We start from the raw sequence: 15257 nt of genomic DNA, 5'->3' as shown, positions 1-15257 counted from the left end.
ATGACGGTCGCAGAGCGACGGAGGAATTTCGTGTCAGTCGTACTAAGATTTGTGTCGGACACATGTAAGGAGCGAGACATGATCCCTTCCCCGAACCTGACCCGCCGTGCGGCCCTGATGGGCGCGGCGGCCCTGCCACTTGCAGCAAGCGCCTCGGCCCTTTCGGCGGCCGGCCATGGCAGCGGCGCAGAAGCGCCCGTGGCACATACCTTCCGCATGGGCGAGATGTCGGTCACCACGTTGCTGGATGGCAGCGCGATGCGCGACGATCCCAAGGCTCTCTTCGGCGGCGCCGCGCCCGAGGGTGAGTTCGAGCAGATCGCGGAAGAAAACTTCATTCCGGCAGACCAGACGCAATTCTACTTCACGCCAACAGTTGTGGATACCGGATCGGAGATCGTGCTTTTCGACACCGGGCTTGGCCAAAGTGGTATCACAACCGCACTCGCCGCCGCAGGCATTTCCCCAGACGCGGTGGATGTCGTCGTTCTGACCCACATGCATCCCGATCATATCGGTGGCATGATGACGGATGGCAGCCCGACCTTTCCCAATGCCCGCTATGTGACCGCCGCCGCGGAATACGATTTCTGGTCGGCCATGGATGCCGGCAACCGGGTTGGCGACATGGTCGCCTCGCTCGTCACGCCTATGGCTGAAAAGATGAGCTTTATCGAAGATGGCGGAAGCGTCGCGTCGGGCATCACATCGCTTGCAAGCTTTGGTCATACGCCCGGCCATATGTGTTACATGCTGGAAAGCGGGGGACGGCAACTTGTCCTGACCGCAGACCTGGCCAATCACTACGTCTGGTCTTTTGCCCGTCCTGATTGGGCCTTCAGCTTTGATGCAGATCCCGACGCCGCCGCGGCGTCGCGCCGGTCAGTCCTTGGAATGCTGGCCGCCGACAAGATCCCCATGATCGGCTATCATATGCCCTTTCCCGCCGCAGGTTTCGTCGAGCCGCGCGGCGATGGCTTCCGCTATGTGCCGGTCAGCTATCAGCTTATGGGCTAAACCATGGCGCGCCCCGGTGCTCACGCCGGGGCGATGTTCTCAGAACGCAGGCATCAGGGTAATGGGGCTGCCGTCAGAGAACCGGCTTAGCCGAAAGGGTGTCGGATCCACGCAGGGTTGCACCGCGGTGACAAGATCCGCCATCAGCTTGCCTGCCCCGGGTGCGATACCAAAGCCATGACCGGAAAAGCCTGTCACGATGAAAAATCCCGGTAGATCCTCAACCTCTGAGATCACGGGGATCGCGTCCGGCGTCACGTCAATCAGACCGGCCCAGGATTGCGCGATCTCCGCCGTTTCGAATATCGGGAAAGCCGCGCGCGTTGCGGCCCAGGCCTGCTCTACGGTGCGTTTGGATGGGCATGGGTCAAGGATGCGATGGCGTTCGAAAGCGGTCGTCTCGTCCTTGGACCAGCGCCGCGGCAGGGACGCCTCCTCGCGCCAGCGTCCTGACAGCCGAAAGCCCAGCTTCCGCCAGTCATTGCGCAAGGCCGGCCAGAACATGCGCGCCAACCGAAAGCTGTCGGGTACGATGTCGACCAGGTTCCCACTGCCCGAAGCAACCGTATACCCGCCATCGGCACGCCGGCGAAGGGCAAAGCGATCCGCCCAGACGGCAGCGTCGGGGCCGTTAGCGACAGGCGTTGTCCGCAGCACGCTGTTCATGACCTTGAGTTGAGGTAACTCGACCCCTTCATTCCCGGCAAAAAGCCGCGACCAGGCCCCACCCGCCAGCACCACGCGAGAACACTTAATCGACCCCTGTTCCGTCACGACCCCGCTGACATGGCCCGCCTCTCGAACGATGCCGCGCACGGCACATCGGGTCAAAACGGCAGCGCCGGCATCACGCGCGGCCTCTGCGATGGCCGGGGCCGCCCATTGTGGTTCCGCCCGGCCGTCGCACGGGGTTAAAAGCGCTCCGGTCACAGACATCCGGTGACCGGGCATCGCGGCATCAAGCTCTGCGCCGCGCAGCAGCTGAAATTCAACCTGAAACGGCTCAAGATGGCGGGACCACGCTTCGTTTTGCATGAACGCCGCTTCATCCGGCGCCGTGAAGAGAATGCCGGTCTGGCGGTATCCGGTCTGCCGACCTGTGCGGCTGTCCATGGTTTCCCAGGCCCGGATCGCCTCGAGCATGAGCGGGATCTCACGCGGATCGCGCCAGGAGAGGCGGACCCAGCCCCAATTGCGCGAGGATTGTTCTGCCCCGATCTCGCCCTTCTCGCAAAGCGCCACCTTGAGCCCCCGTTCGGCAAGCTCGAGCGCGGTTGACGCACCGATAATGCCACCTCCGATGACCACCACGTCCGCGTGCTGCGGCGCGTCCGGATCGGATTTGACAGGGTGTGGGGTCGGTCCCGGCATAGCTGCATCTAGCCACCCCGACGCGCGACCGTCCAGACGGGGTGTTGAGCACACCTACCAAAAATGTTATCTAGGTACCAAGATAGGATGATTCGATGAAAAAAGTTGAACGTGTGCAAACCGGGCTGCGGCTGGAACGGCGGCTTTTAAAGGTCCTCAAGGGACTTGCCGAACACCTCGACATGTCAGTTGCAGAGATCGTAGAGGGCATGGCGCTGCATGCATTCGAGGGCAAAGCGCCCTTTTCACAGGTCACCCTGGAAAAGATCGAGCACCTCAAGATCGTCTATGACCTCGATCTGACAGCCGAAGACAGCCACAAACTGTCCGAAGGGGGGCACGAGGAATGAAGACCGACTATCACGTCATGCTCGATCAGTTGATTGACGCGCGGCTGTCCCCTGATGGCTTCACCCACGCGCATCATATCGGCCTCGCTGTCGCCGCGTTGGATCGGTTTGAATTCTTCGAAGCGGTCCATGTTGTCGCCCGAGGGCTGCGCCATCTTGCGACAGCCGCTGGCGTCCCCGAAAAGTTCAATGCGACGACGACGCTGGCCTATATGACGTTGATCGCGGAGCGGAGAGCCCGCGACCGTCAGACAGATATCGAGACATTCGCCGCCGCTCAGAACGACCTTGTCGACGGATCGGCACTTCGCAACTATTACAGCAGCGAAACGCTTTGCTCCGACCTGGCCCGTTCGATCCCGCTGCTGCCAGACCGCGTGCCCGCCTAGCCCTGGTCGCGCCAACGATTGACGATGGGATATCGGCGGTCGAGCCAGAAGGCGCGCTTGGACAATCGCGCCCCGGGCGCCGACTGAAAGCGCTTGTATTCGCTGACATAAATCAGGTGTTCGACCTTCTTGGCCGTTTCGCGATCAAATCCGGCGGCAACGCAATCCTCGATCGACCCGTCCTGATCCACCAGGATGTCCAGGATCGCATCAAGCTCTGCGTAATCGGGCAGACTGTCGCTGTCCTTCTGATCGGCCCGCAACTCGGCCGTCGGTGGCTTGTCGATCACCCGACCGGGAATGACCTCGCCGTCCGGGCCTTTCATCCAGTCCCGATAATGGGCGTTGCGCCAGCGGCAGGTTTCGAAAACCCGAGTCTTGTAGAGATCCTTGATCGGATTGTACCCGCCCGACATATCGCCGTAGATCGTGGCGTAGCCCACCGCCACTTCTGACTTGTTGCCGGTTGTCAGCAGCATTTCCCCGAACTTGTTGCTCATCGCCATAAGCAACAGACCCCGAAGGCGCGACTGGATGTTTTCTTCGGTCAGATCCGCCTCGTGTCCGTTGAAGACGGGTGCAAGCGTATTTGTAATCGCCTCCCGTCCCTCGCTGATCGGCACGAAATCATACCGGCATCCCAGGTTTTCAGCGACAGCCTTTGCGTCCTCCAGCGAAGTCTCGCTGGTATATTCCGAGGGCAACATCACACAGCGCACGTTTTCCGCGCCAAGTGCATCGACGGCAATAGTGGCCACAATGGCCGAATCGATACCGCCGGAGAGCCCGAGAAGCACCTTCTTGAACCCGGTCTTGTCCATGTAATCCCGCAAGGCAGTGACCATGACCCGATAATCCTGCTCGTAAGCATCGGGATGCACAGCCACCTCTCCGGGCAAGGCGCGCCAGCCGTCTGCGGTCCGCTCAAGATCGAGCTGGGTTATGACCTCTTCGAAGACCGGAAGTTGCACCGCAAGCGTCCCGCCGGGGTTCAGCACGAAGGATCCGCCGTCGAAAACCTGATCGTCCTGTCCCCCGACCATGTTGAGATAGATCAGCGGCAGACCCGTCTCGACCACGCGAGACACCATCAGGTTCAGCCGCGTCTCGAACTTGTTTCGGTAGTAAGGTGAGCCATTCGGCACAAGCAGAAACTCCGCCCCGGTTTCGGCCATGGTTTCAGCGACATCTTCGTGCCAGGCATCCTCGCAGATCGGGCTGCCGATCCGTGTGTTTCCAACACTGTAAGGACCGCCCAGGGGGCCCGCGTCAAAGATGCGAACCTCATCGAAAACCGTTTCGTTGGGCAGGTGATGTTTAAGCTGTGTGCTGGCGATCCGGCCACCCTTGAGGATGAAATAGGCGTTATAGAGCTCCGTCGCCTCGACCCAGGGGCCTCCAATGGCAAGGGCGGGCCCGTCCGCGCAGGCTTCTGCGAGGGCCCTTACCTCCGCGATCGCCGCGGTATGAAAAGCAGGCTTCATCACCAGATCCTGGGCATTGTAGCCGGTGATAAACATCTCCGGCAGCGCCACCAGATCGGCCCCAGCATCCCGCCCCGCCTTCCAGGCGGCATGCGCCTTGGCTGCGTTGCCGGCCAGATCGCCCACGGTCGGGTTCAATTGTGCGAGGGTGATGCGGAAACGTTCGGCCATGTCGGTCCCCTAGCCTGCCTGGATGACTGCAGGATTTAGCAGATCCCAATCGAAGGGAAAGAGGCCTGCGGCAAAAGACATTGCCCCGGGACGCCTGCTGTCTTAACCTCTTGCCACCCGGCAAACGGGCAGAGCAGGCGCATTCAGGACAAATCATGACCCCCAGAATAGCAGCGATGGGCTTTGTTTTCTCGGTCATGGCGACATCGGTCGCCCTGGCTCAGGACGGCCAGGTTCTGACCAAGCAATACGATGACGGCGGCGTTTACGAAGGAACGTTTCGCGGCGGCCTTCAACACGGCACCGGCACTTACACCCTGCCCAACGGCTATCAGTATTCGGGCGAATGGGTGGATGGAGAGATCCGCGGCCAGGGCGTCGCAAGGTTCCCGAACGGATCCATTTACGAAGGCGAATTCGCCAAAGGCAAGCCGAACGGAATAGGCAAGATCACCTTCGCCGATGGCGGCACCTACGAAGGGGAATGGGAAAACGGCGTCATCAACGGGCAGGGCGTGGCGATCTATGCAAATGGTGTCCGCTACGAGGGGTCTTTCCGGAATGCCCAGCATGATGGCAAGGGCGTGATGCAAAGCCCGGGAGGCTATGAATACCGTGGCGACTGGGTCAACGGCGTCAAACAGGGCATGGGCACGATCACCTATCCTGACGGAGCGGTCTATGAAGGGGCCATCCTGTCCGGAAAGCGGGACGGCGAAGGCACGCTGACCCTGCCGGACGGCCTGACCTATGTCGGGCTCTGGAAAGACGGACAGATCGAAGGCACGGGCACGCTGACCCAGGCCAACGGGGACGTCTATCAGGGCGAGCTTTCGGGGGGCAAACGTCAAGGCAAGGGCAAGGTGACCTATGCCAACGGCGACATCTACGAAGGCGACTTCGCGGATGACCGGCGCCACGGGCAAGGGACCTTCACCGGAGCGGACGGATATGTCTATGTCGGCGGCTGGGTGAACGGCAAGATCGAAGGACAGGGCCGGGTCACCTATCCCGACGGCTCTATCTACGAGGGCAGCTTCCGGGACGACCTTGCGGATGGGGAAGGCAAGATCACCTATCCGGATGGCTCTACCTATGTTGGCGCCTGGGCGGCCGGGGTGATCGAGGGGAAGGGTGTCGCAACCTATTCCAACGGGGTCGTCTATGAAGGCGAGTTCCAGAATGCCCGCAATCACGGCACCGGCACGATGACCTATGCGGACGGCTACCGCTACGAGGGGGAATGGCAAAACGGTCAACGTCACGGCCAGGGCAAGGCCACCTACCCCGATGGCACGGTCTATACCGGTCAATTCGTGAACGGTCAGCGTGAGGGCTCTGGAGAGATCGTGATGGCCAGCGGTTTTCAGTATTCCGGCGAATGGCGCTCCGGTGAGATCAATGGCCAGGGGATCGCAACCTACGCCAACGGCGATGTCTACGAAGGCACCTTCCAGGACGGAAAACGCCAGGGCGAAGGCACCATGCGCTATGCCACGGGTCAGGAAGTGACCGGCAACTGGGAAAACGGCGCGCTGTCCGAGGACGGATAACACCTTCCCTTCTGCGGGATCCTGACAGAGATCGCACAGCCGGGGGTCTTCTTCTCGATAAAAATACGGAAATCCCGCCCTCTCCGCCCGCGCGCGGCCCGACAGGCGTGTCACGTCTCAAATATCTCCAAAATCGTGTGGCGCATCCGCGCCTCAATCGGATCACGCGCCCTCTTGCCAAAACCTCTTTAGCGGATAGAGCTTTACCCAGGCCGGTCGAAATCCGGCAGGGAGGGCGGATATGAAAACTCAGGTCGGCATTATCGGCGGCGGCCCGTCAGGGCTCCTGCTTTCGCAGCTTCTGCATCGCAAGGGCATCGACACCATCGTGCTCGAACGTCAAAGCCGGGATTACGTACTCTCTCGCATCCGCGCAGGCGTTCTTGAGCGGGGATTTGCGCGCCTTCTGCACGAGGCGGGCGTGGGTGACCGGATGGAGCAAGAGGGCGAGGCGCATACCGGGTTCTACCTGGCCCAAGATGACGCGCTCTTACATGTCGATCTGAAAAAACACAGCGGAACCAATGTGATCGTTTACGGCCAGACCGAGGTGACCCGGGATCTCTACGCCGCGCGCGATGCGATGGGCGGGACGGTGATCCACAATGCCGCTGACGTGACCCCGCATGATCTGCAATCCGACGCGCCTTCGCTGACCTACCGGATCGGCGACGACACGCACCGGATCGGCTGTGATTTCGTGATTGGCTGCGATGGGTTTCACGGCGTCAGCCGCAAATCCATCCCCGCAGACAAGATGCGTCTTTTCGAACGGGTCTATCCTTTCGGCTGGCTTGGCGTTCTCTCCCGCACGCCGCCCGTCTCCGACGAATTGATCTATGCCCGCCACGACCGCGGCTTTGCCCTCTGTTCCATGCGCAACCGCAATCTCAGCCGGTACTACATTCAGGTCGCGCTCGACGAAAAGGTAGAAGATTGGTCCGATGACCGTTTCTGGGCCGAGCTGAAACGCCGCCTTCCCCGCGCGGTCGCGGACGCGCTGGTGACCGGCGCCTCCATCGAGAAATCCATCGCTCCGCTGCGCTCTTTCGTGGCCGAGCCGATGCGCTGGGGCCGGCTCTTTCTGGCAGGTGACGCCGCGCATATCGTACCACCCACAGGCGCCAAGGGCCTTAACAGCGCGGGCGCGGATATCCATTACCTCTACCACGCACTCACCCGGTATTATGAGACCGGCCAGATGGACGGGCTGGATCGCTATTCCGAAACCGCCCTGGCGCGAAACTGGAAAACCCAGCGGTTTTCATGGTGGATGACCAGCCTGCTTCACACCTTCCCCGAGCAGGGCGCATTCGGTCAGCGGATCCAGCAATCCGACCTTGCCTATCTCTTCAGTTCAGAAGCTGCGCTGACCTCTCTGGCGGAAAACTACGTCGGGCTGCCCTACTAAAGATGACCGCAGGATGCCGATTTCACGAACCCTGTTCCGTCCCTCCGCTCTGAGAGGCTCCAACGCCCCCAAAGACCCAGCGGAATAGTGCTGATTTGACCATAATACGCCCTTTCACCCACCCTCCAGCGGGCCTATAACTCATGCGGCCCGCGGAACGACTCGCGGGCTTTCTTACAGGTCTCTACAGGGTTCCGCGCATGTCGTTTCTTGATAATCTCGGTGGGCTGTTCACGTCAGACATGGCCATCGACCTCGGCACCGCGAACACGCTGGTCTACGTCAAAGGGCGTGGCGTGATCCTGTCGGAACCGTCGGTCGTGGCCTACCACGTCAAGGACGGGGTCAAGAAGGTGCTGGCTGTTGGCGAAGATGCCAAGCTGATGCTGGGACGCACGCCCGGATCTATCGAGGCGATCCGGCCCATGCGCGAGGGGGTGATCGCCGATTTCGACACCGCCGAAGAGATGATCAAGCACTTCATCCGTAAGGTCCACAAACGCTCGACCTTCTCCAAGCCCAAGATCATCGTTTGCGTCCCCCATGGCGCGACACCGGTTGAAAAGCGCGCGATCCGCCAATCCGTTCTCAGCGCGGGCGCTCGCCGTGCCGGGCTGATCGCCGAGCCGATTGCCGCCGCCATCGGCGCCGGCATGCCCATCACCGACCCCACCGGGAACATGGTCGTCGATATCGGCGGCGGCACGACCGAAGTGGCGGTGCTGTCGCTGGGCGACATCGTCTATGCCCGTTCGGTTCGTGTCGGGGGAGACCGGATGGACGAGGCGATCATCTCTTATCTGCGCCGTCAGCAGAACCTTCTGGTAGGCGAAAGCACAGCTGAGCGGATCAAGACCTCCATCGGCACCGCGCGGATGCCCGATGACGGGCGCGGCAGTTCCATGCAGATCCGGGGACGTGACCTTCTCAACGGCGTGCCCAAGGAAATCGAGGTCAGCCAGGCCCAGGTGGCCGAGGCTCTGGCCGAACCCGTCCAGCAGATCTGCGAAGCGGTGATGACAGCACTTGAAACCACCCCGCCGGATCTTGCCGCGGATATCGTCGACCGGGGCGTCATGCTGACCGGAGGTGGCGCGCTGCTGGGTGATCTGGATTTGGCCCTGCGGGAACAAACCGGTCTGGCCGTATCGATTGCGGATGAAAGCCTCAATTGCGTGGCCCTCGGTACCGGCAAGGCGCTGGAATACGAGAAACAGTTGCGCCACGCGATTGACTACGACAGCTAACACGCGCACCCTTTGCGGGCCGGGCCACGGCCCGACAGCCGCGCGCAACGAAGGGGGCCGATGGCCAGAGATCGTTCACAGCGTGAGGACTATGCCACCCCCCTGCGGCGTCTGCTGCTGGGGGTCATTATCCTTTGCCTTCTCGCCATCTTCATCGTCTGGCGCATCGACAGCCCACGGGTCGAACGTTTTCGCGCGCAGGTAACGGATGCCGTCGTGCCCAACCTGGATTGGGCGATGGCGCCTGTCACGGGCACGATCAATCTCTTCCGGGATTTCCAGTCATATCGCCGCCTGGCCGAACAGAACCGCGAATTGCGAAGTGAGCTGCGGCAGATGCAGGCCTGGAAGGAGGCTGCGCTGCAGCTGGAACAGGAGAATGCCCGGCTGCTCGATCTCAACAATGTTCGCCTGGACCCGCGCCTGACCTTCATCACCGGTGTGGTGATGGCCGACAGCGGCTCTCCGTTCCGGCAATCGGTGCTTTTGAATGTCGGCGCGCGGGACGGCATCGTCGACGGTTGGGCCGCCATGGACGGGATCGGCGTTGTCGGTCGTATCTCGGGCGTGGGACAAAACACGGCCCGTGTGATCCTGTTGACCGACGCGTCCTCCGCGATCCCGGTCACGGTTCAGCCATCGGGGCAGACCGCGCTGGTGGCTGGTGACAACACTGCGGCCCCTCTTCTGGATTTTCTCGAGAACCGTGATCTCGTCCGCCCGGGCGACCGGGTCATCAGTTCGGGCGATGGCGGCGTGTTTCCGGCCGGATTGCTTGTCGGTCAGGTCGCTGCCGATCCGAACGGACGTCTGCGCGTGCGCCTGTCCGCGGATTTCGAACGCCTCGAATTTCTCAGAGTGCTTCGGCATTACGGAACCGAGACGGTCGAGGATCCCGGCGGGTTGGTCACACCTTTGGGAGCGGTCCGGCTGCTGACACCGGAGGACGGCGATGGATAATCTGTCCTCTTCCCGTGTCTGGGTTATGCGCGCCGCCTATCTGGGTCTGGCGCTCCTGATCATTTTCTTCCAGCTTCTGCCGCTCAGCACGCTTCCCCCTTTTTGGGCCTGGCCGGACCTGCTTCTTGCCATCACCTTCGCCTGGGCCATGCGGCGCCCCGATTATGTGCCTGCTCTCAGTATCGCGGGCGTGATGCTGTTATCTGATCTCATTCTGATGCGCCCGCCTGGTCTGATGGCCGCGCTGGTGGTGTTTGGCGCGGCGCAACTGAAAAACCGCACCGGTGGTTTGCGTGACGCAAGCTTTGTCGGTGAATGGGTGGCCGCGGGAATGATGATGGTCCTTGTTGTGATCCTGAACCGGGTGATCCTTGCAACGCTGATCGTTGATCAGGCGCCGCTGGGGCTGACACTGATCCAGCTGATCATGACAATCGCCGCTTACCCGGCGGTGGTGTTGTTGTCACATGTGCTGCTGGGCGTTCGCAAGCTTTCCCCCAACTCCGAAGATGCGCTGGGAGCCAGAGCATGAGACGAAACCCCCGTGAGCTGGAGAAAACCCATTCCGTCCTGACCCGGCGCGCCGTCCTTCTGGGCGGGGCCAAGGCCGCGTTCATCGGGGCGCTTGGTCTTCGCATGCAGTATCTTCAGGTAGATCAGGCAGATCAGTTCCGTCTTCTGGCCGAAGAAAACCGGATCAATATCCGCCTCATACCGCCGGCGCGCGGAGACATCTTTGATCGCAACGGCAAGATCATCGCGCAGAACACGCCCAGCTATCGCATCGTCGTGGTCCGCGAGGATGCCGGGGATGTTGACGGTGTGATCGCGCGCCTGTCGCAACTCGTCGAACTTGACGACGAAGACCTCAACCGCGCGGTGACCGAGATGCGGCGCTCGCCCCCTTTCCTTCCTGTCACTGTTGCAGATCAGGTGTCCTGGCGGGATGTGAGCACCGTTGCGGTCAACGCCCCCGCGCTGCCGGGTGTTGCCCCCGAAGTCGGTCTGACCCGCGTCTACCCCCGCGGCCAGGATTTCGCGCATGTCATCGGCTATGTCGGGCCGGTCAGCGACTACGATCTCAGCCAGATTGAAGATCCCGATCAGCTTTTGCGCATCCCGCGGTTCCAGATCGGAAAGGTGGGGCTGGAAGCCAAGAAAGAAGACAGTCTGCGCGGGAAGGCTGGCACGAAGCGGGTTGAGGTCAATGCGTCGGGACGGGTCATGCGGGAGCTTGACCGCCGCCCGGGTCAGGCTGGCTCTGACGTGCAGCTGACCATTGATGCCGATCTTCAGAACTACGTCCAATCGCGCCTGGGCAATGAGAGTGCGAGCGCCGTGATCATGGATTGCGATAGCGGCGATCTTCTCGCGATCGCGTCATCACCCAGTTTCGACCCCAATCTCTTCGTGCGCGGCATCTCGGTTGCGGATTATCGGGCGTTGACCGAAGACAAGTACCGTCCCCTCGCCAACAAGACCGTTCAGGGCACCTACCCGCCCGGCTCTACCTTCAAGATGATCACGGCGATGGCCGCGTTGGAGGATGGGCTGATCGGCCCGGATGAAACCGTATGGTGCCCGGGATTCCTGGAGGTGGCCGGGCGCCGCTTCCATTGCTGGAAGCGTGCGGGGCATGGGCATGTGGACCTGCAGAACTCGCTTAAGCAAAGCTGTGACGTTTATTACTACGATCTCGCGCTGAAGGTCGGGCAAGACAAGATCTCGGCCATGGCGCAACGGTTCGGCCTGGGCATCCGGCATGAGCTGCCGATGTCGGCCATTGCCCGCGGTCTTGCACCGGATCGGGCGTGGAAGAAACGGATCCATGGCGAGGATTGGCTGATCGGGGACACCGCCAACGCGTCTATCGGACAGGGCTTCATGCTCGCCTCCCCTCTTCAGCTTGCGGTCATGACGGCGAGGCTGGCAACAAGCCGGTCTGTGTCGCCCCGCCTCGTCAAGTCCATCGACGGGGTTGAGGAGCCATCAGGTGCCGGCGAACCGCTTGGCATGAACGAAAACAACCTGCGCAAGATGCGGCGCGCGATGTATGCGGTGTCTAACGACCGTCGTGGCACGGCCTATTCGAGCCGCATTATCGAAGACGCGTTCCGGATGGCAGGCAAGACCGGAACCAGCCAGGTGCGCAACATCACCGCCGCCGAACGCCGCGCCGGCGTGATCCGGAATGAAGATCTGCCGTGGGAGCGCCGGGATCACGCGCTTTTCGTCAATTTCGCGCCTTACGAAAATCCGAAATACGCGGTGTCCGTTGTCGTAGAACATGGCGGCGGCGGTTCCAAGGCCGCGGCACCCATCGCGCGCGACATCACGTTGCAGGCCCTTTATGGCGGGACCCCGCCGCTGGCCGCATATCCGACAAAGGATCGTGGCCGCATCCAGGCGCAACAGGAGCGGCTGCAGCGGGAACAGCAAGCGCGCGAGACCGCCAGGGACCGCGCATGAGTTATCTTGAATATACGGTCAAATCCGTACCCACCGGCCCGCGCAAGATCTTTTACCTGAACTGGCCGCTCACGCTTTTGCTGATCGCGGTGGGCAGTGTCGGCTTTCTGATGCTCTATTCCGTGGCGGGCGGATCGTTTTCACCCTGGGCCGAGCCACAGATGAAACGGTTCGGCATGGGCCTCGTTATCATGCTGATCGTCGCGGTGGTCCCGATATGGTTCTGGCGCAACCTGGCCGGTGTGGCCTATGGCACATCGGTTCTTTTGCTGATCGCTGTGGAGTTCTTCGGCTCCGTTGGTATGGGGGCGCAGCGCTGGATTGACCTGGGCTTCATGCGTTTGCAGCCGTCTGAGCTGGTAAAGATCACCATGGTGATGCTGCTTGCGGCCTATTACGACTGGTTGCCCGCGAAAAAGACATCGCGCCCGCTTTGGGTTCTGATACCGGTTCTGGTCATCCTTTTCCCGACTTTCATGGTGCTCAGACAACCGGACCTGGGCACGTCGATCCTGCTTTTGACCGCGGGCGGTGCGATGCTGTTTCTGGCGGGCGTGCATTGGGCCTATTTCGCAGGCGTGATCGGCGCCATGGGCGGGCTTGTCGCGGCTGTCTTCCAAAGCCGTGGCACGACCTGGCAATTGCTGAAAGACTACCAATACAGGCGGATCGATACCTTTCTAGATCCTTCGACGGATCCGCTGGGCGCAGGCTATCACATCACGCAATCCAAGATCGCACTGGGGTCCGGGGGATGGACCGGGCGGGGGTTCATGCAGGGCACACAATCCCGCCTCAACTTCCTTCCGGAAAAGCAGACGGATTTCATCTTTACCACCCTGGCCGAAGAGTTCGGGTTTGTCGGGGCGATCTCCCTGCTGACGCTCTATGCGCTTATCGTGGTCTTTTGCGTCGTGACGGCGCTGGCCACCAAGGACCGTTTTTCTTCGCTCATGACATTGGGCATCGCCTTCACGTTCTTCCTCTTTTTTGCCGTGAACATGTCGATGGTGATGGGGCTTGCTCCAGTCGTGGGCGTTCCTCTGCCATTGGTCAGCTACGGCGGCTCGGCCATGCTTGTTCTCATGATCGCATTTGGCCTGGTGCAAAGCGCTCATATCCACAGACCACGGTAATCATGACAATCAACGTTCTCTTCGCTGCCCGGCAAGAACGCTGGGACACCTACGAACGCCCCCTTAAAGACGCATTTTCAAGGGCCGGACTGACAGCCGACCTTCGGACCGATTTCGCGCCGGCAGAGGTCGATTACATTGTTTATGCGCCAAACAGCGATGTTCAGGATTTTACCCCTTTCGTCCGTTTGAAGGCTGTGTTGAACCTGTGGGCCGGGGTCGAAGCCGTCGTCGGAAACAAGACCCTCACCGTTCCGCTGACGCGCATGGTGGATCACGGGATGACACAAGGTATGCGGGAATGGGTGACAGGCCACGTCTTGCGCCATCATCTGGGACTGGATCGCTACCTTCACGGTCAGGATGGCACCTGGCGCCCGGGCGCCCCGCCTTTGGCGCAAAGCCGACGCGTCACCGTTTTGGGACTGGGAGAGCTTGGTCGCGCCTGCGCTGAAACACTGGCCTTTCTGGGCTTCGACATCGCCGGGTGGAGCCGGACACAAAAAAGCGTCGCCGGGTTGCTATGTCTCTCCGGGGAGGACGGCCTTCAAAAGGCGCTTGAGCGGGCCGATATTCTGGTGCTTTTGCTGCCTGACACGACCGCGACCCGCAACGTACTGGACGCAAAGGCGATGGCTCAATTGCCGCAAGGCGCCGTCATCCTCAATCCAGGGCGCGGCACGCTGATCGACGATGAAGCCCTGCTTGATGCGGTCGGCACAGGCCAGATCGCGCATGCCACGCTTGACGTCTTTCGGACCGAGCCGTTGCCGAAGGATCACCCTTTCTGGCATCATCCAAACATCACGGTAACACCTCATATCGCATCTGAAACGCGCCCCGAAACCGCTTGCGCGGTGATCGCGGAAAACGTCCGCCGCGGCGCAGCAGGCGAAGCTCTGCTCCACGTGGTGGATCGACAACTCGGATACTGAAAATGTGGGCCGAATGCCCAACCCGCGCTCACGATGAAGGATGGCCCGGGTATTTATCAAGGCTCAGTTGAGGCGTGATTGACGGACAAGGGCACGCTGAGGCATATGCCGCTGGGCGTCCTGCGCTTGGCTCTAGTTGGATGGTAGCGTCTCAGCGGTTCGGGTTGCGATCGCGCATTCCGACAGATGGTTTCGGCAGCCGGCTACGTCGATGCCGTTTTTCGCCCCTTTTTGATGCTTCAGCCAAAAACGATTCGCAGTACCAGCGTTTTTGGCTTCGAAAAATAAGCTGCCCTTGTGCGCGATATGTAGATGGCAGACGCAACTATGCGCGTACGTGCAGGATGCAGATTGCCGACTTATGTCTCGGCATAAGCCGATGAAGGGAAATAGTTTTCATCCATAGCAAGCCAAAAGCTTAAAAATACAACAGCGATTCAGGAAAAGTTTACACTTGCTATGTCAAATTTAATTGACAGTATGGATTTACGGTCCGGAACTCAGTTGCCGTGACCGCGGAGTTGCACGGCACTTTCGCATCTCCAGCTTGGAGTCCGCCGCTGTGCTTCACTTGATGCTGCATAGGAGGAGTCCTGATGTCCGACGATCCAGACAAGGTTTGGCCAACCGGCCTTACACTGAAAGAAGCCGAAGAGGTGCACAGCTATCTTATTGATGGCACGCGTGTTTTCGGTGCAATTGCGCTTTTGGCGCATTTCCTCGTCGCCGCGGCGACGCCGTGGCTTGGTTGATGGGGGGCTGTT

At 60.9% G+C, this 15257-nt stretch carries 14 protein-coding genes; 12 read left to right on the top strand and 2 right to left on the bottom strand.

What is annotated here, in order from left to right; all coding sequences use genetic code 11:
- The first annotated feature begins 78 nt into the window (after nucleotides 1–78).
- Nucleotides 79–1017: an MBL fold metallo-hydrolase gene (locus CFI11_RS03430; protein WP_130403082.1), complete on the top strand. Its 939-nt coding sequence runs from the start codon at nucleotides 79–81 to the stop codon at nucleotides 1015–1017.
- A 39-nt stretch (nucleotides 1018–1056) separates the two neighbouring features.
- Here CFI11_RS03430 and CFI11_RS03425 read toward each other — a convergent pair whose 3' ends face one another.
- A complete protein-coding gene (locus CFI11_RS03425; RefSeq protein ID WP_130403080.1) occupies nucleotides 1057–2388 on the bottom strand; it encodes an FAD-binding oxidoreductase in 1332 nt (443 codons plus the stop codon).
- A 95-nt stretch (nucleotides 2389–2483) separates the two neighbouring features.
- Here CFI11_RS03425 and CFI11_RS03420 point away from each other — a divergent pair, with 95 nt between their 5' ends.
- A complete protein-coding gene (locus CFI11_RS03420) occupies nucleotides 2484–2738 on the top strand; it encodes a hypothetical protein (RefSeq protein ID WP_130403078.1) in 255 nt (84 codons plus the stop codon).
- Nucleotides 2735–3127 (top strand): hypothetical protein, encoded by a 393-nt coding sequence (locus tag CFI11_RS03415; protein ID WP_130403076.1) that lies wholly within the window; start codon nucleotides 2735–2737, stop codon nucleotides 3125–3127. Before CFI11_RS03420 ends, CFI11_RS03415 begins: the two co-directional genes overlap by 4 nt.
- Here the strand turns inward: CFI11_RS03415 and CFI11_RS03410 are convergent.
- Nucleotides 3124–4782 carry an NAD+ synthase gene (locus tag CFI11_RS03410; protein WP_130403074.1) on the bottom strand — a complete coding sequence of 553 codons (1659 nt, stop codon included), beginning with the start codon at nucleotides 4780–4782 and terminating at the stop codon, nucleotides 3124–3126. The genes CFI11_RS03415 and CFI11_RS03410 overlap by 4 nt on opposite strands.
- A gap of 155 nt (nucleotides 4783–4937) precedes the next feature.
- Between CFI11_RS03410 and CFI11_RS03405 the strand changes: the two genes are divergently transcribed.
- The 9 genes from CFI11_RS03405 (at nucleotide 4938) to pufB (ending at nucleotide 15245) form a co-directional block, all read left to right on the top strand.
- Complete coding sequence (locus CFI11_RS03405) at nucleotides 4938–6335, top strand: MORN repeat-containing protein (RefSeq protein WP_130403072.1); 1398 nt, start codon at nucleotides 4938–4940, stop codon at nucleotides 6333–6335.
- Nucleotides 6336–6576: 241 nt separating this feature from the next.
- Nucleotides 6577–7746 carry a 4-hydroxybenzoate 3-monooxygenase gene (gene pobA / locus CFI11_RS03400; protein WP_130403070.1) on the top strand — a complete coding sequence of 390 codons (1170 nt, stop codon included), beginning with the start codon at nucleotides 6577–6579 and terminating at the stop codon, nucleotides 7744–7746.
- 200 nt (nucleotides 7747–7946) lie between these two features.
- Nucleotides 7947–8993 (top strand): rod shape-determining protein, encoded by a 1047-nt coding sequence (locus CFI11_RS03395; RefSeq protein WP_130403068.1) that lies wholly within the window; start codon nucleotides 7947–7949, stop codon nucleotides 8991–8993.
- Nucleotides 8994–9053: 60 nt separating this feature from the next.
- Nucleotides 9054–9953, top strand: a complete 900-nt coding sequence (gene mreC / locus CFI11_RS03390) for a rod shape-determining protein MreC (protein ID WP_130403066.1) — start codon at nucleotides 9054–9056, stop codon at nucleotides 9951–9953.
- Entirely contained in the window at nucleotides 9946–10485 is a 540-nt protein-coding gene (locus tag CFI11_RS03385; protein ID WP_130403064.1) for a rod shape-determining protein MreD, read from the top strand. The genes mreC and CFI11_RS03385 overlap by 8 nt, the downstream gene beginning before the upstream one ends.
- The gene (mrdA, locus tag CFI11_RS03380) at nucleotides 10482–12422 is read left to right on the top strand and encodes a penicillin-binding protein 2 (protein ID WP_130403062.1); all 1941 of its coding nucleotides are present in this window, start codon (nucleotides 10482–10484) and stop codon (nucleotides 12420–12422) included. Before CFI11_RS03385 ends, mrdA begins: the two co-directional genes overlap by 4 nt.
- A complete protein-coding gene (gene rodA / locus CFI11_RS03375; RefSeq protein WP_130403060.1) occupies nucleotides 12419–13558 on the top strand; it encodes a rod shape-determining protein RodA in 1140 nt (379 codons plus the stop codon). Before mrdA ends, rodA begins: the two co-directional genes overlap by 4 nt.
- A 2-nt stretch (nucleotides 13559–13560) precedes the next feature.
- A complete protein-coding gene (locus CFI11_RS03370; RefSeq protein ID WP_130403058.1) occupies nucleotides 13561–14493 on the top strand; it encodes a glyoxylate/hydroxypyruvate reductase A in 933 nt (310 codons plus the stop codon).
- A gap of 596 nt (nucleotides 14494–15089) precedes the next feature.
- Entirely contained in the window at nucleotides 15090–15245 is a 156-nt protein-coding gene (gene pufB / locus CFI11_RS03365; protein WP_130403056.1) for a light-harvesting antenna LH1, beta subunit, read from the top strand.
- The last annotated feature ends 12 nt before the right edge of the window (nucleotides 15246–15257 follow it).

The sequence above is a fragment of the Thalassococcus sp. S3 genome, from assembly GCF_004216475.1.
Lineage (GTDB): Bacteria > Pseudomonadota > Alphaproteobacteria > Rhodobacterales > Rhodobacteraceae.
The sequence above is the reverse complement of the archived record's forward strand: the minus strand, read 5'-3'. Positions and strand labels throughout refer to the sequence as shown.

Bases quoted from the DNA above. Each gene is read 5' to 3' on its own strand.
- CFI11_RS03405 (WP_130403072.1), top strand. From the start codon at position 4,938: ATGACCCCCAGAATAGCAGCGATGGGCTTTGTTTTCTCGGTCATGGCG.
- mreC (WP_130403066.1), top strand. From the start codon at position 9,054: ATGGCCAGAGATCGTTCACAGCGTGAGGACTATGCCACCCCCCTGCGG.
- CFI11_RS03415 (WP_130403076.1), top strand. From the start codon at position 2,735: ATGAAGACCGACTATCACGTCATGCTCGATCAGTTGATTGACGCGCGG.
- CFI11_RS03430 (WP_130403082.1), top strand. From the start codon at position 79: ATGATCCCTTCCCCGAACCTGACCCGCCGTGCGGCCCTGATGGGCGCG.
- pobA (WP_130403070.1), top strand. From the start codon at position 6,577: ATGAAAACTCAGGTCGGCATTATCGGCGGCGGCCCGTCAGGGCTCCTG.
- CFI11_RS03425 (WP_130403080.1), bottom strand. From the start codon at position 2,388: ATGCCGGGACCGACCCCACACCCTGTCAAATCCGATCCGGACGCGCCG.
- rodA (WP_130403060.1), top strand. From the start codon at position 12,419: ATGAGTTATCTTGAATATACGGTCAAATCCGTACCCACCGGCCCGCGC.
- CFI11_RS03370 (WP_130403058.1), top strand. From the start codon at position 13,561: ATGACAATCAACGTTCTCTTCGCTGCCCGGCAAGAACGCTGGGACACC.
- CFI11_RS03410 (WP_130403074.1), bottom strand. From the start codon at position 4,782: ATGGCCGAACGTTTCCGCATCACCCTCGCACAATTGAACCCGACCGTG.
- CFI11_RS03420 (WP_130403078.1), top strand. From the start codon at position 2,484: ATGAAAAAAGTTGAACGTGTGCAAACCGGGCTGCGGCTGGAACGGCGG.
- mrdA (WP_130403062.1), top strand. From the start codon at position 10,482: ATGAGACGAAACCCCCGTGAGCTGGAGAAAACCCATTCCGTCCTGACC.
- CFI11_RS03385 (WP_130403064.1), top strand. From the start codon at position 9,946: ATGGATAATCTGTCCTCTTCCCGTGTCTGGGTTATGCGCGCCGCCTAT.
- CFI11_RS03395 (WP_130403068.1), top strand. From the start codon at position 7,947: ATGTCGTTTCTTGATAATCTCGGTGGGCTGTTCACGTCAGACATGGCC.
- pufB (WP_130403056.1), top strand. From the start codon at position 15,090: ATGTCCGACGATCCAGACAAGGTTTGGCCAACCGGCCTTACACTGAAA.